This is a genomic window from Paeniglutamicibacter sp. GQ140 (assembly GCF_059759235.1).
Genome location: NZ_JCAXDW010000006.1, coordinates 79,495 through 101,246 on the forward strand (window position 1 = coordinate 79,495; position 21,752 = coordinate 101,246).

Annotated in this window: 18 protein-coding genes and 1 pseudogene; 8 read left to right on the top strand and 11 right to left on the bottom strand. The window is 66.9% G+C overall.

The annotated features are described in order from the left end of the window. Nucleotides 1-16: 16 nt before the first annotated feature. The 5 genes from AC6CHY_RS10375 to purS all read right to left on the bottom strand — a co-directional run bounded on the left by AC6CHY_RS10375 (nucleotide 17) and on the right by purS (nucleotide 6,525). Nucleotides 17-799, bottom strand: a complete 783-nt coding sequence (locus tag AC6CHY_RS10375) for an SDR family oxidoreductase (RefSeq protein ID WP_217388838.1) — start codon at nucleotides 797-799, stop codon at nucleotides 17-19. A gap of 204 nt (nucleotides 800-1,003) precedes the next feature. Then, the gene (locus AC6CHY_RS10380; RefSeq protein WP_498226658.1) at nucleotides 1,004-2,908 is read right to left on the bottom strand and encodes an FAD-binding monooxygenase; all 1,905 of its coding nucleotides are present in this window, start codon (nucleotides 2,906-2,908) and stop codon (nucleotides 1,004-1,006) included. A gap of 286 nt (nucleotides 2,909-3,194) precedes the next feature. After that, on the bottom strand, nucleotides 3,195-5,480 hold the full coding sequence (gene purL, locus AC6CHY_RS10385) for a phosphoribosylformylglycinamidine synthase subunit PurL (protein WP_498226751.1): 2,286 nt from the start codon (nucleotides 5,478-5,480) through the stop codon (nucleotides 3,195-3,197). Nucleotides 5,481-5,518: 38 nt separating this feature from the next. Further along, nucleotides 5,519-6,274 (bottom strand): phosphoribosylformylglycinamidine synthase subunit PurQ, encoded by a 756-nt coding sequence (gene purQ / locus AC6CHY_RS10390; protein ID WP_217388836.1) that lies wholly within the window; start codon nucleotides 6,272-6,274, stop codon nucleotides 5,519-5,521. Next, nucleotides 6,274-6,525, bottom strand: coding sequence for a phosphoribosylformylglycinamidine synthase subunit PurS (gene purS, locus AC6CHY_RS10395; protein WP_168151981.1), 252 nt, complete (start codon nucleotides 6,523-6,525; stop codon nucleotides 6,274-6,276). The genes purQ and purS overlap by 1 nt, the downstream gene beginning before the upstream one ends. A gap of 202 nt (nucleotides 6,526-6,727) precedes the next feature. Here purS and AC6CHY_RS10400 point away from each other — a divergent pair. Together AC6CHY_RS10400 and AC6CHY_RS10405 are read left to right on the top strand one after the other, a co-directional pair. Beyond that, nucleotides 6,728-6,790: pseudogene (locus AC6CHY_RS10400) on the top strand (SEC-C metal-binding domain-containing protein); the annotation flags it as partial. A gap of 51 nt (nucleotides 6,791-6,841) precedes the next feature. Further along, the gene (locus AC6CHY_RS10405; RefSeq protein ID WP_336245091.1) at nucleotides 6,842-7,129 is read left to right on the top strand and encodes a YchJ family protein; all 288 of its coding nucleotides are present in this window, start codon (nucleotides 6,842-6,844) and stop codon (nucleotides 7,127-7,129) included. 118 nt (nucleotides 7,130-7,247) lie between these two features. Here the strand turns inward: AC6CHY_RS10405 and bla are convergent, their stop codons facing one another. The 3 genes from bla to AC6CHY_RS10420 all read right to left on the bottom strand — a co-directional run bounded on the left by bla (nucleotide 7,248) and on the right by AC6CHY_RS10420 (nucleotide 11,437). After that, a complete protein-coding gene (bla, locus tag AC6CHY_RS10410; protein WP_498226659.1) occupies nucleotides 7,248-8,177 on the bottom strand; it encodes a class A beta-lactamase in 930 nt (309 codons plus the stop codon). Between the two features lie 103 nt (nucleotides 8,178-8,280). Continuing rightward, nucleotides 8,281-9,852 (bottom strand): Na+/H+ antiporter, encoded by a 1,572-nt coding sequence (locus AC6CHY_RS10415; protein WP_498226660.1) that lies wholly within the window; start codon nucleotides 9,850-9,852, stop codon nucleotides 8,281-8,283. Between the two features lie 160 nt (nucleotides 9,853-10,012). Next, nucleotides 10,013-11,437: a CitMHS family transporter gene (locus tag AC6CHY_RS10420; protein ID WP_498226661.1), complete on the bottom strand. Its 1,425-nt coding sequence runs from the start codon at nucleotides 11,435-11,437 to the stop codon at nucleotides 10,013-10,015. A 205-nt stretch (nucleotides 11,438-11,642) separates the two neighbouring features. Here AC6CHY_RS10420 and AC6CHY_RS10425 point away from each other — a divergent pair, with 205 nt between their 5' ends. Beyond that, complete coding sequence (locus AC6CHY_RS10425) at nucleotides 11,643-13,364, top strand: sensor histidine kinase (RefSeq protein WP_498226662.1); 1,722 nt, start codon at nucleotides 11,643-11,645, stop codon at nucleotides 13,362-13,364. Beyond that, entirely contained in the window at nucleotides 13,361-14,026 is a 666-nt protein-coding gene (locus tag AC6CHY_RS10430) for a response regulator transcription factor (RefSeq protein WP_217388830.1), read from the top strand. Before AC6CHY_RS10425 ends, AC6CHY_RS10430 begins: the two co-directional genes overlap by 4 nt. A gap of 10 nt (nucleotides 14,027-14,036) precedes the next feature. Here AC6CHY_RS10430 and AC6CHY_RS10435 read toward each other — a convergent pair whose 3' ends face one another. Beyond that, nucleotides 14,037-14,507: an SSI family serine proteinase inhibitor gene (locus AC6CHY_RS10435; protein WP_217388829.1), complete on the bottom strand. Its 471-nt coding sequence runs from the start codon at nucleotides 14,505-14,507 to the stop codon at nucleotides 14,037-14,039. Nucleotides 14,508-14,559: 52 nt separating this feature from the next. Further along, entirely contained in the window at nucleotides 14,560-15,465 is a 906-nt protein-coding gene (locus AC6CHY_RS10440) for a 3-methyladenine DNA glycosylase (RefSeq protein ID WP_498226663.1), read from the bottom strand. A 190-nt stretch (nucleotides 15,466-15,655) separates the two neighbouring features. Here AC6CHY_RS10440 and AC6CHY_RS10445 point away from each other — a divergent pair, with 190 nt between their 5' ends. Beyond that, nucleotides 15,656-17,029 carry an HNH endonuclease gene (locus tag AC6CHY_RS10445; RefSeq protein WP_498226664.1) on the top strand — a complete coding sequence of 458 codons (1,374 nt, stop codon included), beginning with the start codon at nucleotides 15,656-15,658 and terminating at the stop codon, nucleotides 17,027-17,029. A 122-nt stretch (nucleotides 17,030-17,151) separates the two neighbouring features. Here AC6CHY_RS10445 and AC6CHY_RS10450 read toward each other — a convergent pair whose 3' ends face one another. Beyond that, complete coding sequence (locus AC6CHY_RS10450) at nucleotides 17,152-18,438, bottom strand: aspartate kinase (RefSeq protein ID WP_217388826.1); 1,287 nt, start codon at nucleotides 18,436-18,438, stop codon at nucleotides 17,152-17,154. A 318-nt stretch (nucleotides 18,439-18,756) separates the two neighbouring features. Here AC6CHY_RS10450 and AC6CHY_RS10455 point away from each other — a divergent pair, with 318 nt between their 5' ends. The 3 genes from AC6CHY_RS10455 to AC6CHY_RS10465 all read left to right on the top strand — a co-directional run bounded on the left by AC6CHY_RS10455 (nucleotide 18,757) and on the right by AC6CHY_RS10465 (nucleotide 21,743). Beyond that, nucleotides 18,757-19,737, top strand: coding sequence for an ABC transporter ATP-binding protein (locus AC6CHY_RS10455; RefSeq protein WP_498226665.1), 981 nt, complete (start codon nucleotides 18,757-18,759; stop codon nucleotides 19,735-19,737). Further along, the gene (locus AC6CHY_RS10460; protein ID WP_498226666.1) at nucleotides 19,734-20,831 is read left to right on the top strand and encodes an ABC transporter permease; all 1,098 of its coding nucleotides are present in this window, start codon (nucleotides 19,734-19,736) and stop codon (nucleotides 20,829-20,831) included. The genes AC6CHY_RS10455 and AC6CHY_RS10460 overlap by 4 nt, the downstream gene beginning before the upstream one ends. Before the next feature lie 102 nt (nucleotides 20,832-20,933). After that, complete coding sequence (locus AC6CHY_RS10465; protein WP_217388823.1) at nucleotides 20,934-21,743, top strand: IclR family transcriptional regulator; 810 nt, start codon at nucleotides 20,934-20,936, stop codon at nucleotides 21,741-21,743. The last annotated feature ends 9 nt before the right edge of the window (nucleotides 21,744-21,752 follow it).

Consider the following 21,752-nt stretch of genomic DNA (forward strand, 5'->3'; position numbering starts at 1 on the left):
GACCCGGCCGCCGGACTCAGTACTTGTAGGACTGGCCGCCGTCGATCGGGATGACGGCCGCGTTGATGAAGCCGGCATCGCCGGAAAGCAGGAAGGCGACCAGCTGGCCGACCTCCTCGGGCTTGCCGAAGCGCTTCATCGGGTTGGGCTCGACGAACGCCTGGCCGACCTGTTCCCAGTTTTCGGGGTCGATCTGCTTAAGTGACCCCTCGACCATGGGGGTCATGATGGCGCCCGGCGCGATGGCGTTGATCTGGATGCCGTGCTGGCCGTATTCGATGGCGGAGTTGCGGGTCAGGCCCACCACGCCGTGCTTGGCCGCGGCATAGCCGGACTGGTTGCCCACGCCGCGGATGCCGCCGACCGATGCGGTGTTCACCACTGCGCCGGAGCCCTGTTCGCGCATGGCCTTCAGGACGTGCTTGAGCCCGTAGAAGACGCCGGTGAGGTTGATTCCCACGACCTTGCCGAACTCCTCCGAGCCGAAGTCCTCGGTGGGGTTCTGCTTGCCTTCGATGCCGGCGTTGTTGAAGAAGCCGTCGATCGAGCCGAAGCGCGCCAGTGTTGCGGCGACGTAGTCCTGGACCTCGGGTTCGTTGGCGACGTTTGCCGTCAGGGAGAGGATCTCCGTGTCCGGGGCAACCGCGCGGATTTCCTTTTCGGTTTCCTGCAGTCCGGCGGCGTTCAGGTCGACCAGGGCCAACCTGCCCTTTTCCTTGGCGATCTGGATGGCGGCCGCCCGGCCCAGGCCCGAGCCTGCGCCGGTGATGATGACTGTCTTTTCCTCGAACCTTTGCATTTGGGTATTCCTTTCGGTGGATCTGGCGGGGATAACCGCCCATATACATGCAAACGCATAGACCTGCCGGAAGATTCCCTTGCGACAGGTCTATGCGGTATCCGAAGAAATTCACGCCCGGCCAAGGTGCAGTTCCCGCGGTCATGGGTTGCGGGAACTGCACCGGGAGGCCGTCCCGGGACGATCGGCCGGTACGGGTTTGGGTCAGGCCGTGGCGGTCTTGGGCGCCCCGGAGTGGATCTGTTCGAAGAACGCTGCGAGCTCCTCGGTGGCCCCCAGCGGGAGCACGTTGGCCACGTACTGGTCCGGGCGCACGACCACCATCACGCCCTCGCGGGACAGGCCGCGCTCGTCGAAGATGTCGGCGCCGGGAACCGTGCCGTAGACCTTTTCGTAGTCGGTGAGACTGAACGGGCCGACCTCGGGCTTGAAGACCGCGGGGACGGCGTTGATGTCGATGTCCTCGTGCTTCTGCTGGTAGATGACCTTCACGTCGAACCATGCGTCGGAATCGAGGCCCTCGGGGGTCGCGGCCAGCGGCGACTGCGGCGCGGTGGACAGCCACTGGGCCAGCTCCGCCACCGGGGAATCGGCCCCGGGGGCGGCGGGATCGGCGAAGACGTAGATGCGCCAGCGGCCGTCGGCGGTCGCGTGGTGGCCCAGCTGCATCGGGTTGGTGTCGCAGACGCGCGAGGCCATGGCCGACTTGAAGCGCTTGCCCACCGGGAAGCCGGCGGCCAGCTTCTGGTGAGTGGCCTCGCCGGTCAGCATGGAGGGCGCGTACTCGGTCATGAACCCGGCCGGGAACTCGGCGGTTCGCACGTAGAAGTCCTCGAGGTCCGAGGGGTTCTCGAAGTCCTCCGGCTTCTTGGCCATCATCGTGGACCATTCCTTGTCGAAGTCGATGAGGTTCTTCGCCACGACCTGGCGCTCGGCCGAGTAGGTGGACAGCAGGGACTCGGGGCTGCGGCCCTCGAGCACGTGGGCGAGCTTCCAGCCGATGTTGAAGCCGTCCTGCATCGAGACGTTCATGCCCTGGCCGGCCTTGGCGCTGTGCGTGTGGCAGGCGTCCCCGGTGATGAAGACGCGCGGGTTGCGGGTGCCGCGTTCCTCGGGCAGCACGTCGTCGAAGCGGTCGGTGAGTCGGTGGCCGACCTCGTACACGCTGCTCCAGGCCACGTTGCGCACATCGACCGTGTAGGGGTGCAGGATCTTGTTGGCCTTGGCGATGACCTGTTCGATGGTGGTCTTGCGGACCGCGCCGTTGTCGTCCTCGGGCACGACGCCCAAATCGACGTACATGCGGAAGAGGTGCCCGCCCTCGCGCGGGATGTGCAGGATCGAGCCGCCGTCGTGGGACTGGATGGCGCACTTGAGGCGGATGTCCGGGAAGTCGGTGGAGGCCACCACGTCCATGACGCCCCAGGCGTGGTTGGCCTGGTCCCCGGCCAGGGTGCAGCCGATCGACGCGCGGACCTTGGAGCGGGCGCCGTCGGCGCCGACGACGTACTTGGCGTTCACGATGCGCGTGGTGCCGGTGTCGGGCCCGGCGCTGCGCACCAGGGTGACCTTGACCGGGTAGTCGCCGGTCTCGGCGACCTCGAGCGTCTGGAAGTCCCAGCCGTAGTCGGGCACCAGCCGGGTGGGGGAGTTGTGGGCGACCTCGGCGAAGTAGTCGAGCACGCGGGCCTGGTTGACGATCAGGTGCGGGAATTCGCTGATGCCCACGGTGTCGTCCAGGGCGCGGCCGCCGCGGACAATGTTTTCGGGGTTCTCGGTGTCCGGGCGCCAGAACGCCATCTCGGTGATCCGGTAGGCCTCGGCGGTGATGGCCTCGGCGAAGCCGAAGGCCTGGAAGGTCTCGACGCTGCGGGCCTGGATGCCGTCGGCCTGGCCGATCTCCAGGCGGCCGCCGCGGCGCTCCACCAGCCGCGTGGTGATGTCCGGGAACTGGGAGAGCTGGGCGGCGGTGAGCATGCCGGCGGGACCGGAGCCCACGATGAGCACGTCGACGTTCTCGGGCAGCTCCTCCGGACGGTTGATGCCGACGCCGGCTGCTGGCTTGATACGCGGGTCACCGGATACGTAACCGTGGTGGTGGAACTGCACGGGCTTTCCTCACTTCGTCGAGTTCTGTCTGCGGCCGCCGCACCGTGTTCTATATTTGAACACTGGATTCTATAGTCGAACTTTGGCCTGTGATGTAGAACTCTACGGCAAAGGCGTCGCAGCTCACAAGTGCCGGTGGCGGGTAACGCAAAAGACCCCGCGCACCGTTGGGTGCGCGGGGACTCGCGGACCTCGACTGGTCCGAGAGCAGGGACTTGCCAAGGGGCTTAAGCAGTTGCGGGGCGCCGGGGAAAAATCCCCGACGCCCCGCAGCCTTTGGACGTGCCTAGCCGAAGTACTTCGGCAGCGTGGCCTCGTGGGCCTCGCGCAGCTCGGCCAGGTCCAGGTCGAACTGGCCCTGGATTTCCAGCGAGGTGCTCGCGGCGTCAACCACGCCGAGGCGAACCACCGGGAACTGGCGTGCGGTGGCCATGTCGTTGAAGCGGACCTCTTCGGAACGCGGAACCGCGACGATGGCGCGGGCCTGCGACTCGGAGAAGAGCGCGGTGAACGCATCCACCCCGTCGCGCTCGCACAGGTCATCCAGTGCCACGCGGGCACCGACGCCGTAGCGCAACGCCATCTCGCCCAGGGCCGCGCCGAGGCCGCCCTCGGAGAGGTCGTGGGCCGAGTCGATCATGCCGTCGCGCGAGGCATTGATCAGGATCGCACCCAGGGTCTTCTCCGCGGCGAGGTCGACCTTCGGCGGCAGGCCGCCGAGGTGCCCGCGGATGTTGGCGAACTCCGAGCCGTCCAGCTCGTCGAGCGTGGTGCCCAGCAGGTAGATGGCCTGGCCGTCGGCATCCGCGCGCCAGCCCGAGGGGGTGCGGCGCTCGACGTCGTCGAACTTGCCCAGCATCGCCACGACCGGGGTCGGGTGGATCGGGGTGGACCCGGTCTGGTTGTACAGCGAGACGTTGCCGCCGGTGACCGGGACGCCGAGCTCAAGGCAGGCATCCGAGAGGCCGCGAATGGCCTCCGCGAGCTGCCACATGACATCCGGGTCCTCGGGGGAGCCGAAGTTCAGGCAGTCGGAGACGGCCATCGGCACGGCGCCGGAGGTGGCGACGTTGCGGTAGGACTCGGCCAGGGCCAGCTGCGCGCCGTGGTACGGGTCCAGGAAGGTGTAGCGGCCGTTGGCGTCGGTGGCCAGGGCCACGCCCAGGCCGGTTTCCTCGTCAACGCGGATCACGCCGGCGTCGTCCGGGGCTGCCAGCGCGGTGTTGCCGCCGACGTAGCGGTCGTACTGGTTGGTGATCCAGGACTTGTCGCACATGTTCGGCGAAGCCATCAGCTCAACCAGGGCGGCCTTCAGCTCATCTCCCGTGGCCGGCAGGTTGGCGCCGGCCTCCGAGGACTTGAAGGTGTCGGCCTGCAGGGCATCCTGCCACTCGGGGCGGGCGTACGGGCGGTCGTAGAGCGGACCGTCGTGTGCCACGGTGCGCGGGTCGACGTCGACGATGACTTCGCCGTCCCACTTGATGATCAACCGGCCGGTGTCGGTGACCTCGCCGAGCCAGGAGTACTCCACGGCCCACTTGTCCATGGTCGCCTCGAAGGCCTCGATGTTCTCCGGGGAGACCACGGCCATCATGCGTTCCTGCGACTCGGACATCAGGATCTCGCCCGGGGTCAGGGTCGGGTCGCGCAGCAGGACGGAGGTCAGTTCGACCTCCATGCCGCCGTCGCCGTTGGAGGCAAGCTCCGAGGTGGCGCAGGAGATGCCGGCGGCACCGAGGTCCTGGATGCCCTCGACGAGGGAACCCTTGAAGAGCTCGAGGCAGCACTCGATGAGCACCTTTTCGGCGAACGGGTCGCCGACCTGCACCGCGGGGCGCTTGGAGGGCTTGGTGTCGTCGAAGGACTCCGAGGAAAGGATCGAGGCGCCGCCGATGCCGTCGCCGCCGGTGCGGGCGCCGAAGAGCACGACCTTGTTGCCCTTGCCCGATGCGTTGGCCAGGCGGATGTCCTCGTGTCGCATGACGCCAACGGCCAGCGCGTTGACCAGCGGGTTGCCCTGGTAGACGGAGTCGAAGACCATTTCGCCGCCGATGTTCGGCAGGCCGAGTGAGTTGCCGTAGCCGCCGATGCCGGCAACTGCACCGTGGATCACGCGCGCGGTGTCAGGGTGGTCGATCGCGCCGAAGCGCAACGGGTCCATCACGGCGACCGGGCGGGCGCCCATGGAGATGATGTCGCGCACGATGCCGCCGATGCCGGTGGCTGCACCCTGGTACGGCTCGATCATCGTGGGGGAGTTGTGCGACTCGATCTTGAAGGTCACGGCCCAGCCGTCGCCCAGGTTGGTCACACCGGCGTTTTCGCCGATGCCCACGAGCATGTCCTTCTTCATTTCCTCGCTGACCTTGTCGCCGAACTGGCGCAGGTGGTTCTTGGAGGACTTGTAGGAGCAGTGCTCGGACCACATGACCGAGTACATGGCCAGTTCCGCGGCGGTGGGGCGGCGGCCCAGGACCTTGACGACCTCTTCGAACTCGTTCTGCTTCAGGCCGAGCTCGGCCCAGGGCAGTTCGGTCTCCGGGGTGGCCGCGGCGTTGGCCACGGTGTCCATGTTGAACTTCTTCTGCTCGGTGGTCTGCTCTGCGGCGCTCACTTCTGGCCTCCAACAAGGTGGGTCAGGACGGAGGTGAAGAAACCCAGTCCGTCGGTTCCGGTGTGGTCGGGGCCGAATCCGGCCTCCACTGCGTGCTCCGGGTGGGGCATGAGGCCCACCACGTTGCCCGCGGCATTGGTGATGCCTGCGATGTTGCGGCGCGAACCGTTGGGGTTCCAGCCCACGTAGCTGAACGCCACGCGGCCCTCGGCCTCGAGGGCGTCAAGGGTCTTTTCGTCGGCCACGTACTGGCCGTCCTGGTTCTTGAGCACGATGGTGATTTCCTCACCCTTCGCGTACTGGTTGGTCCAGGCGGTGGCGTTGTTTTCCACGCGCAGGACCTGGTCGCGGCACAGGAACTTCAGGTGATCGTTCTTGATCATGGAGCCCGGCAAAAGGTGCGATTCGGTCAGGATCTGGAAGCCGTTGCAAATGCCCAGGACCGGCAGCTTGGCGTCCGAGTTCGCGGCGTCGATGATCTTTGACATCATCGGTGCGAAGCGGGAGATCGCGCCGGCGCGCAGGTAGTCGCCGTAGGAGAAGCCGCCGGGAATGACCACGGCGTCGACGTCGGCCAGGTCGGCATCGGCGTGCCACAGGGACACTGCCTCGGCGCCGGCCAGGCGCACGGCGCGGGCGGCGTCGCGGTCATCGAGGGTGCCCGGGAAGGTGACGACGCCGATGCGGGCGCCGGACAGCGCGGCGACGGGCGTCGAATAGTCGCCGATCAGGGGAAGTTCGGTTGCGCTCATTAGTCTGCGACAACCTCGACGTTGACAACGTCCTCGATGACCGGGTTCGAGAGCAGCTTTTCGGCCGCTTCGCGGGCCTGGGCCAGAATCTCCTCGGTGACCTCACCGTCAACGGTCAGTTCAAAGCGCTTGCCCTGGCGAACCTGGCTGAAAGCGGTGAAGCCAAGGCGGGGAAGTGCGCCGACGATGGCCTTGCCCTGCGGGTCAAGGATTTCGGGCTTGGGCATAACATCAACAACGATCCGGGGCATCCGGGTTCTCCTGTGCGCGAGGGGTGGTTAATCGCCCGCGGACGTGCCGTCTCACGCCAAGGGTGGGGGCGCTCCGCGAGCTTGCCTGCCCAGTCTACCGGCACGGGGTGCTTCCACTGGTTTTGTGTCGGGTTGCCACCGGCCCTGGAGGGCAGGCTGCCTCCCGTTAATCCGTCGATCCAAGTGCCATTAAGCTTGTTCAATGGAAAAAGATACGCGTTGCCCCTGCAATTCCGGGGAAACCTACGAATCCTGCTGTGGCCGATATCACCGGGGGTTCGCTGATCCGAACGCCCCCGCGTGGCCGGGAACCGCCGTGGCGCTGATGCGCTCGCGCTTCAGCGCCTTCGCCCTGGGCCTTGACGAATTCCTGCTGGCAACGTGGCACCCGGAAACGCGTCCGGACGAGCTGGAACTGGACGAAGCGATCGTCTGGGGTGCCCTGGACATCATCCGCACCGAGGCCGGAGGGCCCTTCGACACCCGCGGCGTCGTCGAGTTCGAGGCACACTACCGCCTGCTGAACCAGTCGGGTTCCCAGCGAGAGGTCAGTCAATTCGTGCGCGAGGCCGGCCGCTGGTACTACGTCGACGCCGCGGAGTAGGACCCGGCGGAGAATGATTTGTTGAGCAGGCCTGTTGGGGGACACTCGGGCGGCAAGATCGTGTTGACGGAGTTCACCAGCTAGCCCCGGAGCCCCGGCTTGTCCGGTTCGCCCGCGCCTACGTTCCCCGGTATGCCGAGGGGACGAGGTGTTCAATGGCAATGCGTGCTGCCTCGGCAATGAGGGTGTCATCGTGCGCGGCGTCCGGTGTGGCTCGGGTGGAGAGAACTGCCATGCAAATGGGGTGGCCCGCCGGCGGGTAGACGATGCCGATGTCGTTTCGGGTGCCATAGGCCCCCGCGCCGGACTTGTCGCCAACCGTCCACCCTGCGGGAAGGCCCGCGCGGATCAACTTGTCACCCGTTGCGTTCCCGGCCAGCCAATTGTTCAGGATCCTCTGCTTGTCTGCCGGGAGGGCGTCCCCGAGGGCGTACCGCCCGAGGCTGCCGGCCAGGGCCCGCGCCGTGCTGGTGTCACGCGGATCTCCCGGAATGGCGCTGTTGAGCGCCGTCTCGACACGGTCCATCCGGGTGACGGTATCGCCAAGGTCCCGCAGCTTCCGGTTCAACCCCTCCGGCCCGCCCAGGGCGTCGAAGAGCAGGTTTCCCGCGGTGTTGTCCGAGCGGCGGACGGCCGCGTCACACAGCGCCCGCATCGTCATTCCCTCTTTGACGTGGTTCTCCGTGACGGGGGAGTACTCCACAAGGTCCCCGCGCGTGTAGTGGACGACCTCCTCCAACTCCGGGACGCTGCGTTGGCCGAGCACGGCGGCGGCGGCCAGCGCCTTGAACGTGGAGCAATATGCAAAGCGCTCATCGGCCCGGAACGCCACCGACGCGGCGGTGCGCGAATTCACGGCGTAGATCCCCAGCCGTGCACCATACCGGTTTTCCAGCTCCCTGAACCCGGAATCACGGTCCAACGAACCCGGCGGTGCCTGCGAGGTCGGTGTCGATGCCCGCGCCGGCGCGCCCCCGGCCAAGGGGACGACCGCCGTGGACAACAGCAAGGCACGCCGGGAGAACGCGCCGGAAGAATGGGAGGCCATGCTTCAGGCTTCCATGCCCGGGGCGGGCCTGGCAACCCCTCCCGGGCCATGAATGCCCAAGCCATCGTGATCTGGCCCGACGCCCGGTGACGCCGAGTCCCGTCTACTGGTCCAGGGTGACGGTGCGCAGGTCCAGGCGGCGCAGCACCCGGTCCACCAGCTCGGGGTCGTTGCCCGGCTCGTTGCGGGCCCTGAGCATTTCCCCGCGGGCCGCATCCAGTGCCTCGCGCTGCACGTCGTCCATGACCGTGAGGATCTGCTTCAGGCGCAGCATCTTCTCCGGGTCGGCCTCGAAGTCCGCCTCGAGGATGGTGTGCAGGGAGGAGATGCGCCGGGCCAGCGCGTCGCGGCGCTTCTGCGGCAGCTTGGCCGCGGCCGGGGACCGCTTCATGGTCTCCAGGGCGACCTTTTCCGCGCGGCGCGCCAGCGAACGCTGCCGGCGCTCCTCGGCGGCGTGGTCGTTGGGCAGCTTCAGCGAGCGCATCAGCGCCGGCAGGGTCAGCCCCGGGAGCACCAGGGTCACGATGAGCACGGCGCAGGCGGTGGCCACGACGAAGTTCCGGCCCTCCAGCGGCTGCCCGTCGGCCATGGTGGTCGGCAGCGCGAGGGCCAGGGCGAGGGTCGCCAGGCCGCGCATGCCGCACCAGGACAGCACCAGGACCTCCTTGAGCGAACCCGGGGTCCTGGACTGGCGCTCGGTTCCGCCGATCTTGTACATCGCCATCATCCAGATGAAGCGCACCAGCACGACGGTGGCGCAGATGGCGGCAATGCCCGGGATGAAGGTCAGCAGGTTCTTGCCCTCGTCCTGGATGATGTAGCGCATTTCGATGCCGACCAGGCCGAAGGCGACGCCGGTGGTCAGCAACTCCACCACGTCCCAGAAGGCGGTGCGGGTCAGGCGCTCCTCGGAGTCCTGCGGGCGCGCCCGGCGCCCGAGCTCGAGCGCGGTGACCACCACGGCGACGACGCCGGAGAAGTGGACCTGCTCGGCCAGCAGGTATACGGCGTAGGGCGCCACCAGGGTGGCGGCCGAGCGGGCCACCAGGTTCGGGACGAAGCGGTTGAGCGTGCCGATGCCCCAGGCCATGGCCAGGCCCAGCACGATGGCGCCGGCCGCGCCGATGAGGAACTTCGGCACGACGTCCCAGCCGACCTCGCCCCCGCTCGTGGCCGCGGCGACGGCGGCCTGGAAGATCACGATGGCCATGGCGTCGTTGAACAGGCCCTCGGTCTGCAGCACGGTGACCAGCCGGCGGCGCATCTTGACCTTGCTGGCGATGGCCTCCACCGCGACGGGGTCCGGCGGGGCGACGATGGCGCCCAGCGCGATGGCCAGCGGCAGGGCCATGGCCGACACCATGAGCCAGGCGACACCGGCAACGGCGGCGGTGGTCGCCACCACCAGCAGCACCGCCAGCAGCACCAGCGAGCGCCAGCGCAGCCGGAAGATCGACCAGGAACTGCGCTGGGCCGCTGCATAGAGCGGCGGCGGCAGGAAGAGCGGAAGAATGAGCTCCGGGTCGATGTGGACCTCGGGGATGAACGGCAGGAACGCCGCTGCGGCGGAGAAAAGCAGCATCAGGATGGGGTAGGGGAGGCGGATGCGCTCGCCCAGCCCGACCACCAGCACCGTCCCGAACAGCAAGCCGACCAGCAGCAGCAGGAATTCCATGGGTGTCGCCTCGCTCTTTCGTGTTGCCCCAAGTTTTTCACAACTCGGTTTCAGCGAGGTTAAGCGCCACGTGTGTGCCCGCACGCACAAGGGGCGGGGACCGGTTTCCCGGCCCCCCGCCCCCTGTGTGGCGTGTTGCCTTGTTCTCGTGCCGCGCTTCCTAGCCGATGCCGATGGCGCCGATGAGCACGCCCACGGCGAGCATCACCAGGGAGACGACCAGGGCGCGCCACAGGACCTTCTTGTGGTGGTCGCCCAGGTCGACCTTGGCCATCGAGACCAGCAGCAGGATCGCGGGAACCAAGGGCGACTGCATGTGCACCGGCTGGCCGGTGATCGAGGCGCGGGCCATGTCCACGGCGGGGATGCCGTAGTGGGCGCCGGCCTCGGTGAGCACCGGCAGGATGCCGAAGTAGAAGGCGTCGTTGCTCATGAAGAACGTGGCCGGGATCGAGATGATGCCGGTGAGGATCGCCAGGTAGGGGCCCATCGAGGTCGGGATGACCTCGACCAGCCAGGCGCTCATGGCATCGACCATGCCGGTGCCCGAGAGCACGCCGGTGAGCACCGCGGCGGCAAGCACCATGGAGACCACGGCGATCACCGAGGAGGCGTGGGATGCAATCATCTTGGCCTGGTCGGAAATGCGCGGGAAGTTCACCAGCAGGGCCACGGCGGTGCCGATCATGAACAGGTAGGACAGCGGCATCAGGTCCAGGATCAGCAGCACGAAGATGGCCACGGTCATCGCGAGGTTGAAGATGAACAGCTTCGGGCGCAGGGTCTCGCGGGTCGGGTCCAGGACCGTGCCGTTCATGGTGGGTGCCTCGCTGCCGGTCCCGCGCACGGCGACCTTCTCCAGCAGGGCGACGCCGCGGCCGCCGGCCGGGGTCTTGGTGCTAGCGGAATCGCCGGTGCCGGACGTGCCGCCGGCCATGACTGAACCCGGGCCCCAACGCAGCGGGTCCTCGCGCTGCAGGCGCTTGCGCTCGGAGATGCCCATGGCCCAGGCGAAGCCGAAGACGACAACCAGGCCGATTGCCAGTGCCGGGATCATCGGGACGAACACGTCCGAGGCATCCACGTGCAGGGCGGCGGCGGCGCGGGCGGTCGGGCCGCCCCAGGGGACGATGTTCAGCGTGCCGTTGGTCAACCCGGCCACACAGGTGAGCACCACCGGGCTCATGCCCAGGCGCAGGTAGATCGGCAGCAATGCGGCGGTGACCACGATGAAGGTGGTGGAGCCGTCGCCGTCCAGCGAAATCAGGCCGGTGAGCAGCGCGGTGCCCATGACGACCTTGGCCGGGTCGTTGCCGACCAGCTTCAGGATGCCGTCGACCAGCTTGTCGAAGAGCCCCACGTCGATCATGATGCCGAAGTACATGATGGCGAACATCAGCAGGGCGGCGGTTCCGGACATGGACTTCACGGCGTCCATGACCATGTCGCCGAGTCCCAGGCCGGCGCCGGCGAACAGGCCGAAGACGGTTGGCACGATGATCAGCGCCAACAACGGGGTCATGCGCTTGGTCATGATGAGCGCCATGAACGTGGCGACCATCAGGAACCCGAGTGCTACCAGCATGGGGGTCTCCTTCTAGGGTGTTGCGAATTACGCGAGTGAGGGGAGTCGGTGCCTGTGGGGGCCGGAAGCGTTGGCCGCCCGATGCACCGCGGATATACACGCTACGTGGTGCGCATCACGCCGGTGTGGTTGTGCCCACAAAGCGCCGTTCTTCCCCTAAATCCTTTTTTGCTCATAAAGCCCACCGGGGTCCTAAACTGTTTGCATGCCCCAAGAGCCAAAGCCCTCCCGCGGCTTCGCCGCCAGGATCATGAGCCTGCAGTTCGCGGTGGTGGGATTGATGATCCTCGCCGCCGCGGCCGGTGCCATGTGGGTCACCGTCGAGCGCGTCAACGAGCAGGCCCAGGAGCGCGCCCTGGCCATTGCGCGCACGCTGGCCGCCGACCCCGAGATCCGGGCGCAGGTCAAGGGCTACGCCGAAGACGGCTCGCTGGACGCCGGGGCGTTGCGCGCCGGGTACGTGCAGCAGGCGGCGGAGGCGGTGCGCGTGCGCACCGGCGCCTTCTTCGTCGTGGTCACCGAGGACCGCGGGATCCGGCTGGCGCATCCGACCCCCTCCCAGCTGGGCCAGCGGGTCTCCACCGATCCCGTCGCGCTCTCGGGCCAGGAGTCGGTTTCCCGCGAGCACGGGACGCTGGGCGAATCGGTGCGCGCCAAGGTGCCGGTCTTCGCCCCGGAGGCGGACACCGTGGTCGGGGAGGTCAGCGTCGGGGTCGGGGTGCAGGAACTGGCGGCGCGGCTGCGCACCGCCGGCATCTGGGTGTTCGGGCTCGGGCTTGCTGCCCTGGGCCTTTCCGCGGCGTCGACCCGCTGGCTGGTGCGCCGGCTCAAGGCCCAGACCCTGGGACTGGAACCGGCCGAAATGGCGCAGCTGCTGCGGGACCGCGACGCGGTGCTCTACGGGGTGGCCGACGGCGTCATCGGCATCGGCCCCGACGGCCGGGTGAGCGTGCGGAACCGCGCCGCGCGGATCATGCTGGGGCTGCCGCACCGCCACGAATCGGCCGACATCATCGGGCTGCCGTACACGCAGGCCCGCTTGCCCGCGCCGCTGGTTGCGGCCATCGGCACCTGCGACGGCGCCACGCTGCGCCTGGAAACCGAGCACGCGGCGCTGGTGGCCACGGTGCACCCGGTGCGGCGCGACGGCATCGACCTGGGGCAGGTGGTGCTGCTGCGCGACGTGACCACCATCGAGACCCTCGGTTCGCGGCTTGACGCGGTGGAGACCATGGCCTCGGCCCTGCGCGCCCAGCGCCACGAGTTCGCCAACCGGCTGCACACCATTTCCGGGCTGCTGCACCACGGGGACGTGGCCGAGGCCCGGGACTACCTCGGCGAGGTCATCGCCTCCGGGCCGGTGCGCGAGCCGGTGCAGAACCTCGAGGCCATCGAGGACACCTACCTGCGGGCCTTCCTCGGGGCCAAGGGCGTCCAGGCGTACGAGCGCGGCGTGGTGCTGCGGGTGGGGGATGCCAGCGCGCTCTACGGAAGCCTCATCGACGCACAGGACGCCACCGCGGTGCTGGGAAACCTGATCGACAACGCGCTGCGTGCCGCGGTCCAGGGCCCGGCCCCGCGCTGGGTCGAGGTCGACCTGCTCTCCGAGGGCACCACGCTTCACCTTGCGGTCGCCGATTCCGGGGCGGGGGTCGAGCCCGGGCTCGACGTCTTCGCCGAAGGCGTCAGCACCGGGGCCCTGCCCGGTTCCCCGGAACGCGGCCAGGGCGTGGGGCTGCCGCTGGTGCGCCGCCTGGCCCGCACCCGCGGGGGCGAGGTCTGGATCGCCGACCCCGGGGGCGCCCGCGCGGACGCCGCGGCACCCGGGGAAACCGAACATCCCGCCGCCGGCGCGGTCTTTGCCGCCCGCCTGCCCGGGGTGCTGTCCACCGATGCGGGATCTCCCGAAAGGACCAATGCACGATGAACGAGAACGCCGACTACAAGGTCCTGGTCGTCGACGACGACTTCCGGGTGGCTGCGCTGCATGCCGGCTACGTCGACGAGGTGCCGGGATTCCGCGCGCTGGCTCCGGTACACGACGCCCGCATGGTGCCCCGCGCGGTAGCCGAGGGGAAGCCGGACCTGCTGCTGCTAGACGTCTACCTGCCGCAGGGCTCGGGGCTTGACCTGCTGGCGAGTCTCGACGTGGACGCCTTCGTGCTCTCGGCGGCCACCGAGGTCGACGCGGTGCGCACCGCCATCCGGCGCGGCGCGCTGGGGTACCTGGTCAAGCCCTTCGACCCGAAGGTGCTCGCCTCCAGGCTGCGGGCCTATGCCCGCTACCGCCGGCAGCTGGACACCGCCGCCGGACTGGACCAGCAGGCCATCGACCGGGCGCAGCGCACCCTGCTGGCCGGTGAGGAGGCCGGTTCCGCAGTGGCGACGCCCACCGAACAGGCCGTGCTCGCGGCGGTCGCGGCCGCGGGGGAGCCCGCGACCGTCATGCAGGTGGTCACCGCGGTGGGGATTTCCCGCGCCACCGCCCAGCGCTACCTGGCCAACCTGGTCCAGGCTGGATCGCTGCGCCTGGAACTGGCCTACGGCAGCCGGGGCAGGCCCGAGCACCGCTACCTGGCGCAGGACTGAACCGGGCGCCCTATTGCAGTGACCCGGTCGGCTGGTCGACCAGCAGGGGCAGTGCGGCGGTCCAGTCGGAGATCCCGCAGCCGTCGCGCAAGTCGAAGTTGCGTGCCACGGCGCGGCCGCCAAGGGTGCCGCTGACCTGGGCAACGGCGGGGCCGCCGTATTGCTGGGTGCACATCCGGGTGGCGTTGGCCGCCGGCGGGACGAGGAGCTGGGGGCTGGCGTCCAGCAGCGCGCAGGCCGCCGCGGCGCGCGGATGTTCGCCCTGTTCCAGGGCCAAGGGTCCGTTGCACAGCAGGTGGTAGCGCGCGCTTTCATCGGTGCCGTTGGCCCGGATCGAGATCTGCAGGTCGGCGGTCGGCGCCTGGCTGGAGGACGGCGAGCCCGGCGACCCGCCGGGCCCGCCGGCATCGGCGCATCCGGCGAGGACGGCGCCCGCGCCAAACAGCATCGCCGGGACGATCAACCTCTTGCGTTGCCGCATACTTGCTCCACCGATCCGGTGCCGTGCCGCGGCCTGCTGGCGGCGGTCTGCCTTAAGTCTGTGGCAGCGGCACGGATTGGGCAACGGCCAAAAGCCGCTCGCGCAACACCTGTGCCCGGTCGGCAAAGTCCTTTTGGAGCCGCACGTACTCGGCCTTGCCCGAGGGTGTCTCGATCGCGATGGGCCGGTGCCCCCAATCGGACAGGTCGTAGGGCGAGGCCTGCATGTCCATCGTGCGGATGTCCCACGCCAGGTCGAAACAGTCCATGACGAGGTCGCTGGGCACCGCGGGGGTGAGTTTGTAGGCCCACTTGTACAGGTCCATGTTGGCGTGCAGGCAGCCCGGCTGCTCCAGGTCCCGCTGGGTCTCGCGGGTCGGCTGCAATTCATTGAGCGGCACGGCCTGCGGCGTGTAGAACCTGAACGCGTCGAAGTGCGTGCAACGGATCTTGTGTTCCTCGACCACCGCGTCGGTCCCCGCGGCACCCAGGCGCAGGGGCAGGTATTCGTGCCGGATCCCGTTGTCTGCCGACTTGTAGGCCATTGCCCATTCGTGCAGGCCGAAGCAGGCGAAGTTGGCGGCTCGGGCGGCCGTCCCGGCCAGAATGACATTGGCGAAGCGGATGGCCTCGGTGCGGGCCTGCGCAAACGCCTCGAGGTCGACCGTGTAGCCGCGCTGGCCGGTCTCGGGATGCAGCACCTCGCGATAGAACTTCCAGTTCTCGCGCTCCCTGGCGCTGTCCCCTGAAAGCACCACTCCGGGACCCGGATGCCAACGATAAAGCTGTCCGGGTTTCTGGGTGTAATAGGTAAAGAGGAAGTCCTCGATCGGGTGCTTCTGGCGTTTCATCCGGCGCTCGGTGAACGGCTCGCCAAAGTGCTTCGCGCGCGCCTGATGGGCGGCGGCAAGCGGCAGCCACTGCTCTTCGGGGAGCCAGTCTAGCGAGGAAGGGAGCATCCAATCATTATCGCCGGGCTGGCCGGGAAAGCCTTAATTCTCGGACTAAACCAAATTATGGAACGATCTTTGTCAAGACCCCCACGCAGCATTGTGGATAACCGTAAAGTCTTGTTGACGTGCTCGTTTGGAGGAAATGTCTTTGTTTTTCGCTCTTCTTTTTGAAGGTTTTCGAGCGTAGAATGGAGGTATGTTCGATGAATATCCCAGTGGAGCTTCCAGAGGCGAACCTCCCGACGAATACTTTCCGAATCTACCCGGCAGCGGTCGCCCGCCGGTTCCGGGACGAAGCCACGAGGATGACCTGGCGTTCCTGAGATATGTGCGCGACGGATTGGCCGCCCTCGATACGGGTGGCACCGCCAAGGAGCATCACGAAAAGATCGCCCTGGCCGAGGAGGTCAAGGGCGCTGCGGCCGGGGCCCAGGTCATGGCGGCGACAATGCTCGAGGCGGACGTCGTGGCCCGGCGGACCGAAGCCGGGGTGAGGGAAAACAACCCGTCCTATGGGGTCGGGGCACAAGTCGCCCTGGCGCGGCGCGAATCGCCGGAACAGGGCAGGGCATTCCTTGGCTTCTCCGGCCGCCTGATCGCAGATCTGCCTTTCACCCTCATCGCCTTGACTCGCGGCAAAATCGGCGAGGCCCAAGCACGGAACATTGACCGTGAAACCGAGAACCTGCCCTCGGCGCAGCGTGGTGAGATCGATGCTGCCTTGCTGCGCGATCCGGAAGGTCTGAAGGGCCTATGCGTGCGTGCAGTAATTGACCGGGTCCGTCGGCTCGCCTACGAGTACGACAGTTCCGACGCGCTGACGCGCCTGGAGGAAGCCAAATCCCGCCGGTACTTGGCGGTTTTCCCGGCCCGGGATGCGATGATGCAGGTCGCCGGGATGCTCTCGGTTGAGGACGGGCTGGCGATCCGCCAAGCACTCACTGCCGAAGTGGAGAGGCTCAAATCGGCCGGCGACGAACGAACACGATCCCAGATCATGGCAGATGTCGCGGTGGACCGGATCACCGGCAGGTCCCGCGCCGAGGGCACCAGACTTATGGTGCACGTGGTGATGACCGATCGGACCCTGTTCCAGGGTGGAAGTGAACCGGCTTTCCTGGAAGGCTACGGCACCGTTCCTTCCACTTGGGCCAGGATCATGGTCGGCGGACGCGACCCGCAGGACCGGGAACGCCGTCGCGCACAGGTGTCGCTGAAGCGGCTCTACACCCACCCTGACACAGGGGCCCTGGTGGGCATGGATTCAAGGTCCCGCCAATTCCCCAAGTCGCTCAAGGATCTGATCCGCATCCGTGACCAGTATTGCCGCACCCCCTACTGCAATGCGCCGATCAAGAACTTCGACCACGTGGTCCAACACAGCCGCGGCGGACCGACCAGTGAGGCCAATGGGGCAGGGCGATGTGCCAGCTGCAACCAAACCAAGGAACAGGACGGCTGGGAAGAGCAGGTGGTGGACACCGGCGGGCGGCACACGATCTTGATCACTACCCCCGCCGGGGCCCAATACACATCCACTGCCCCGCCATTGCCCGGCACCGTCGGCTAAGTGCCGCCACGCTTTTCAACGCGGCACCACGCCCACTACCAAAAACGGTCCGTGGCACCGAAGACACGCGCATCTGCATGTCTTCGGTGCCACGGACCGCGTGGCGTTAAGGGGTGTCGGCCCTAGCGGCCGGTGCCACCGTAGACGGTAGCCTCGTCCTCGGCGTCCAGGTCGAATGCGGCATGGATCGCACGCACCGCGGCGTCGAGCTTGTTGGCGTCGGTGACGATGGAGATGCGGATTTCCGAAGTGGAAATCATATCCACGTTCACGCCTGCCTGGTGCAGGGCCTCGAAGAAGGTGAACGAAACGCCTGGGTTCGAACGCATGCCGGCGCCGATGAGGGAGAGCTTGCCAACGTTCTCGTTGTAGGAGATGTCCTCGAAGCCGATTTCCGCCTGGGCGGAACGCAGCGCCTCCTTCACGTGCTTTCCATCGACCATGGGAAGCGTGAAGGAAATGTCGGTGCGGCCGGAGCCGGAAGTCGAGAAGTTCTGGACGATCATATCGATGTTGGCGTGGGCGCCGGCAATGACACGGAAGATCTGGGCGGCCTTGCCCGGGATGTCGGGCACGCCGACAATCGTGACCTTGGCTTCGGAGCGGTCGTGGGCGACACCGGAAATGATGGGCTGTTCCAAGGGTTCTCCCTCTTGAATCTTGATCTGGTCATCGGGGCTGGGCAGGACCCAGGTTCCCTCATTGGTGCTGAATGAGGATCGCACATGAAGCGGAACCCCAAAACGACGCGCATATTCAACGCAACGCAGGTGTAGGATCTTGGCGCCGGAAGCCGCCATCTCCAGCATTTCCTCGCTGGAAATGGTATCGATCTTGCGGGCCGCCGGAACCACGCGGGGATCGGCGGTGTAGATGCCATCGACATCGGTGTAGATCTCGCAGACATCGGCGCCCAGGGCGGCGGCCAGCGCCACTGCGGTGGTGTCCGAACCGCCGCGACCCATGGTCGTGATGTCGTTGGATTCCTTGCTCATCCCCTGGAAGCCGGCGACGATGGCAACGTAGCCGCGGTCGATGGCGCGGCGCACGCGCTGCGGGGAAACCTCAATGATGCGGGCCTTGCCGTGGATGGCATCGGTCAACATTCCGGCCTGTGAGCCGGTGAATGAAGCGGCTTTGGCGCCCAGCCCGTCGATGGCCATGGCCAGCAGGGCCATGGAGATGCGTTCGCCGGCAGACAGAAGCATGTCCATCTCGCGGGCGGGAGCATCTTCGGTCAACTGTCCAGCAAGGTCGAGCAACTCGTCGGTGGTGTCGCCCATGGCGGAAACCACTACGACGACGTCGTGGCCGGCGGACTTGGTGTCAATAATCCGACGGGCAACACGTTTGATGCCTTCGGCATCTGAAACGGAAGATCCGCCGAATTTCTGGACAATCAGGCTCATGCGTCAGCACACTCCATGGGACGGGAACAGGTGGGACTTCGATGGGCGCAGCAGCTATTGGCGCCGAACCCATATTAGCCATTGTGATGCACAGGAAGCCCAATGCGTGACCGTTCTAGGTCATAAAGAACGGTTTGGCTGGTCTATTTGCTCGGTTGGGTGTCGTCGAGGTCACCTTGGATGGGCGCGGGGCCAGCACTGACACTGGGAGAATACTATTTGGTAACACGTTGGATAAAAGCGTGACACGGGTGAGTCGGCTACGTAGCGTGAAGACATTGGGTGGGGACTTCGAAACTACTTACGGTGGGGGAACTCATGAATACCGTCATATCGGACCCGGGCGGGACGCCGGGGCAGCAAAAAGAATCTGACACGGGGATCATCGCGCAGGGCCTTGCCCGCTCCTTTGGAACCGTGCAGGCCGTGCAGAGCATCGACTTCCGTGCCGCGCCGGGAGAGGTTACCGCGCTGATCGGACCCAACGGTTCGGGCAAGACCACCTTGTTGCTGATGCTGGCATCGCTTTTGCGGCCGGATGCCGGAACCATCAGGATCCAGGGCCTCGACCCGGCGGGTGACCCCCGGGCGGTGCGCGCCCTTTTGGGCTGGATGCCCGACACTCTGGGTGTTTGGGAGAGCCTGTCCAGCAGGGAGATCCTCACCACCGTCGCAGCGCTCTACGGCATCGGCAAAACGCAGGCAAGGATGCGGGCCGCCGAATTGTTGGAAGTGGTGAACCTCGGGCAACTGGCGGACACCCCGGCCCGAGTTCTCTCACGCGGACAGGCCCAGCGGCTCTCGCTGGCACGGGCGCTGATCAATGATCCGGCGGTGCTGCTACTTGACGAGCCCGCTGGTGGGCTGGACCCCGGTGCACGCGTTCAGCTACGCACGCTCCTGCGTCAGCTCGCCGACAGCGGAAAGACAGTGGTGATTAGCTCCCACGTCCTGGTGGAACTCGATGAAATGGCCGATGCAGCGGTGTTCCTGTCCAAGGGGAGGACCGTGCGCAGCCAGAGGCTCGCCGAGGTTTCGCCCCAGGGACGCGGATACACCATTTCGAGTCTCGACCTCGATGCCCTGCGACGCGGGCTGGAGGCAAACAGCCTCGACGCCTCATATGAACCGAACATGGAAAACACCGGCGGACTAGCCAAAGTAAAGCTCCCCGGGGAAATGCAGGCCGCAGCACTGCTGGGTTTGCTGGTCGGCGCCGGCGTCCCCATTACAGCCTTCGCACCGTCGTCGGGTCTTCTCGAGGAGACCTACCTGAGCCTTGAGGATGAAATGCCATGAGTACCTTCACCCCCACGCCCACGGCAGCCCCCGCACCTGTCTTGGGATATTTTGCCGGCATCGGCACCGTTTTCGGACTGGAAATCCGGCAGCGCCTCCGTAATCGTGGCTGGTACATCATGCTGGGCATTTGGTTTGTGGTGGTTGCCGCGGTCGTGGGCCTCGCCGCGTTGAGCGCCGCGGAGGGCGAATTCGGACCCGGGCAGGTGATGTTCGAGCTGGTGATCGCGTTTGTGTTGTTCTTTGGGATGCTCATCGCTCCGGCACTGAGTGCCAACTCGGTCACCGGGGACCGGGCCAACGGGACCCTGGCGGTCCTGCAGAACACACTGCTCACTCCGGGGCAGCTGCTTTGGGGTAAGTGGCTGGCCTCATGGGCGGCGTCACTGGGTTTCCTGGTCGTGACGATCCCGCTGATCGCGTGGGCCATGACGTATGGCGACGTTTACCTGCCGGCGGTCCCGGTGATGCTGGGTATGTTGGCACTGCAATTGGCCGTGGTCTGCGCACTCGGTGTCGGGGTTTCGGCACTGGCCAACCGCACCCTGTTCGCCGTCATGGTCACCTACCTGCTGGTGGCAATGCTGGGCATCGGCACCCTGATCGCCTACGGGCTGAGCATGCAGCTGGTGAGGACCGAAGTCCAGGTGTCCAACCAGGTTTGGCCCGAGGAGTACGTGTCCGAGAATTCGTATGTCGAGTGGGACGAGAACAATTACACCTGCGAGGCGCGGACCTACCCGCAGGAAACCTTCGCCACGGATCGAATCACCTGGCTTCTGGCGGCGAACCCCTTCGTCGTGGTGGCCGACGCCGTGCCGCGGGCGCCGGTGGCGGAAGATCCAGCGATGATCTCGGGGATCGGTCCCATGGGCGGGATCAGTACGGGCGTGCGCTATTCGCAGGCGGGTCCCGCCTACCAAGTGGCCTGCCTGAACGGGGTCAAGAACAGCGAGCTGCCGCCGGCCCCCGACCCCCTGTGGCCGCTGGGACTCGGAATCCAGGCGTTGCTGGCCGGCGGTATCCTGGCCGCCGGCCGCAACCGGCTGAAGACCCCCGCCGGCAAGCTCGCCTCCGGCACCCGGATCGCCTAACCGAGGCGGCCCGGGGCCAGGCAGGCGGCCCGGCCCCGGGCCACCGCCTATGCTGGAGGAAAACCAGCAAGTTCAAAGAAGCACTCGAAGATTGGAAGCCCCTTGTCAGTCGATGAAGCGCCCGGCCTGGAAGCGGACGACGACGATACCGTGCCCGGCGGTGTCCAATCGGTGGACCGGGCTCTGGCGATTCTGGAAATCCTCGGGCGAGACGGAAGTTCCGGAGTTGGCGAGGTGGCCGAGGAGCTGCAGATCCACAAGTCGACGGCCTCCAGGCTGTTGGCATCTTTGCTGGCCCGCGGCATGGTCCTGCAAAACACCAACCGGGGAAAATACGAGTTGGGTTTCGGCATCCTGAAGCTGGCCAGCACCATTCCCGGCCGGCTTTCGCTGGTGGGCGCGGCCCGCCCGGTCCTCGAGTCGTTGGCCGAGGATTACAAGGAGACGGTCAACCTTGCGGTGTTGCGCGAGCAATACGCGGTGAACGTCGACCAGGCCATGGGCCCCTCGACCCTGGCTACCTACGACTGGCTGGGCAGCCTCACTCCTCTGCATGCGACTTCCAGCGGCAAGGTCCTGCTGGCGGCCCTCGGCGCCGATGAACGCGGCCGGATATTGAAGGCCACCAAGCTTCCCCAGCGCACCGCCAACACCATTCGCACCCGGGCGGCGCTCGAGAAAGATCTGTTGCAGGTTGTGAAGAACGGCTATGCCCAGGCCCGCGAGGAATTCGAGATGGGCATCAATTCCATTGCGGTGCCGGTGCGCAACCACCTCGGTGTGGTCGTCGGGGCCCTCAGCGTCTCGGGCCCGACGTTCCGCTTCGACCCCGAGAAGGATCAGGGCCTCATCGATGGACTCAAGAGGGCGGGGCTAGAGGTCAGCGCTTCGCTGGGATACACCTCCGGCTGAATCTCCGGC

Coding starts and splice junctions, on each gene's coding strand:
- purQ (WP_217388836.1), bottom strand. CDS start 6,274: ATGAGCGCAACCGAACTTCCCCTGATCGGCGACTATTCGACGCCCGTC.
- AC6CHY_RS10435 (WP_217388829.1), bottom strand. CDS start 14,507: ATGCGGCAACGCAAGAGGTTGATCGTCCCGGCGATGCTGTTTGGCGCG.
- AC6CHY_RS10445 (WP_498226664.1), top strand. CDS start 15,656: ATGTTCGATGAATATCCCAGTGGAGCTTCCAGAGGCGAACCTCCCGAC.
- AC6CHY_RS10460 (WP_498226666.1), top strand. CDS start 19,734: ATGAGTACCTTCACCCCCACGCCCACGGCAGCCCCCGCACCTGTCTTG.
- bla (WP_498226659.1), bottom strand. CDS start 8,177: ATGGCCTCCCATTCTTCCGGCGCGTTCTCCCGGCGTGCCTTGCTGTTG.
- AC6CHY_RS10420 (WP_498226661.1), bottom strand. CDS start 11,437: ATGCTGGTAGCACTCGGGTTCCTGATGGTCGCCACGTTCATGGCGCTC.
- AC6CHY_RS10455 (WP_498226665.1), top strand. CDS start 18,757: ATGAATACCGTCATATCGGACCCGGGCGGGACGCCGGGGCAGCAAAAA.
- AC6CHY_RS10415 (WP_498226660.1), bottom strand. CDS start 9,852: ATGGAATTCCTGCTGCTGCTGGTCGGCTTGCTGTTCGGGACGGTGCTG.
- AC6CHY_RS10375 (WP_217388838.1), bottom strand. CDS start 799: ATGCAAAGGTTCGAGGAAAAGACAGTCATCATCACCGGCGCAGGCTCG.
- purS (WP_168151981.1), bottom strand. CDS start 6,525: ATGCCCCGGATCGTTGTTGATGTTATGCCCAAGCCCGAAATCCTTGAC.
- AC6CHY_RS10450 (WP_217388826.1), bottom strand. CDS start 18,438: ATGAGCCTGATTGTCCAGAAATTCGGCGGATCTTCCGTTTCAGATGCC.
- purL (WP_498226751.1), bottom strand. CDS start 5,480: ATGGACACCGTGGCCAACGCCGCGGCCACCCCGGAGACCGAACTGCCC.
- AC6CHY_RS10425 (WP_498226662.1), top strand. CDS start 11,643: ATGCCCCAAGAGCCAAAGCCCTCCCGCGGCTTCGCCGCCAGGATCATG.
- AC6CHY_RS10440 (WP_498226663.1), bottom strand. CDS start 15,465: ATGCTCCCTTCCTCGCTAGACTGGCTCCCCGAAGAGCAGTGGCTGCCG.
- AC6CHY_RS10430 (WP_217388830.1), top strand. CDS start 13,361: ATGAACGAGAACGCCGACTACAAGGTCCTGGTCGTCGACGACGACTTC.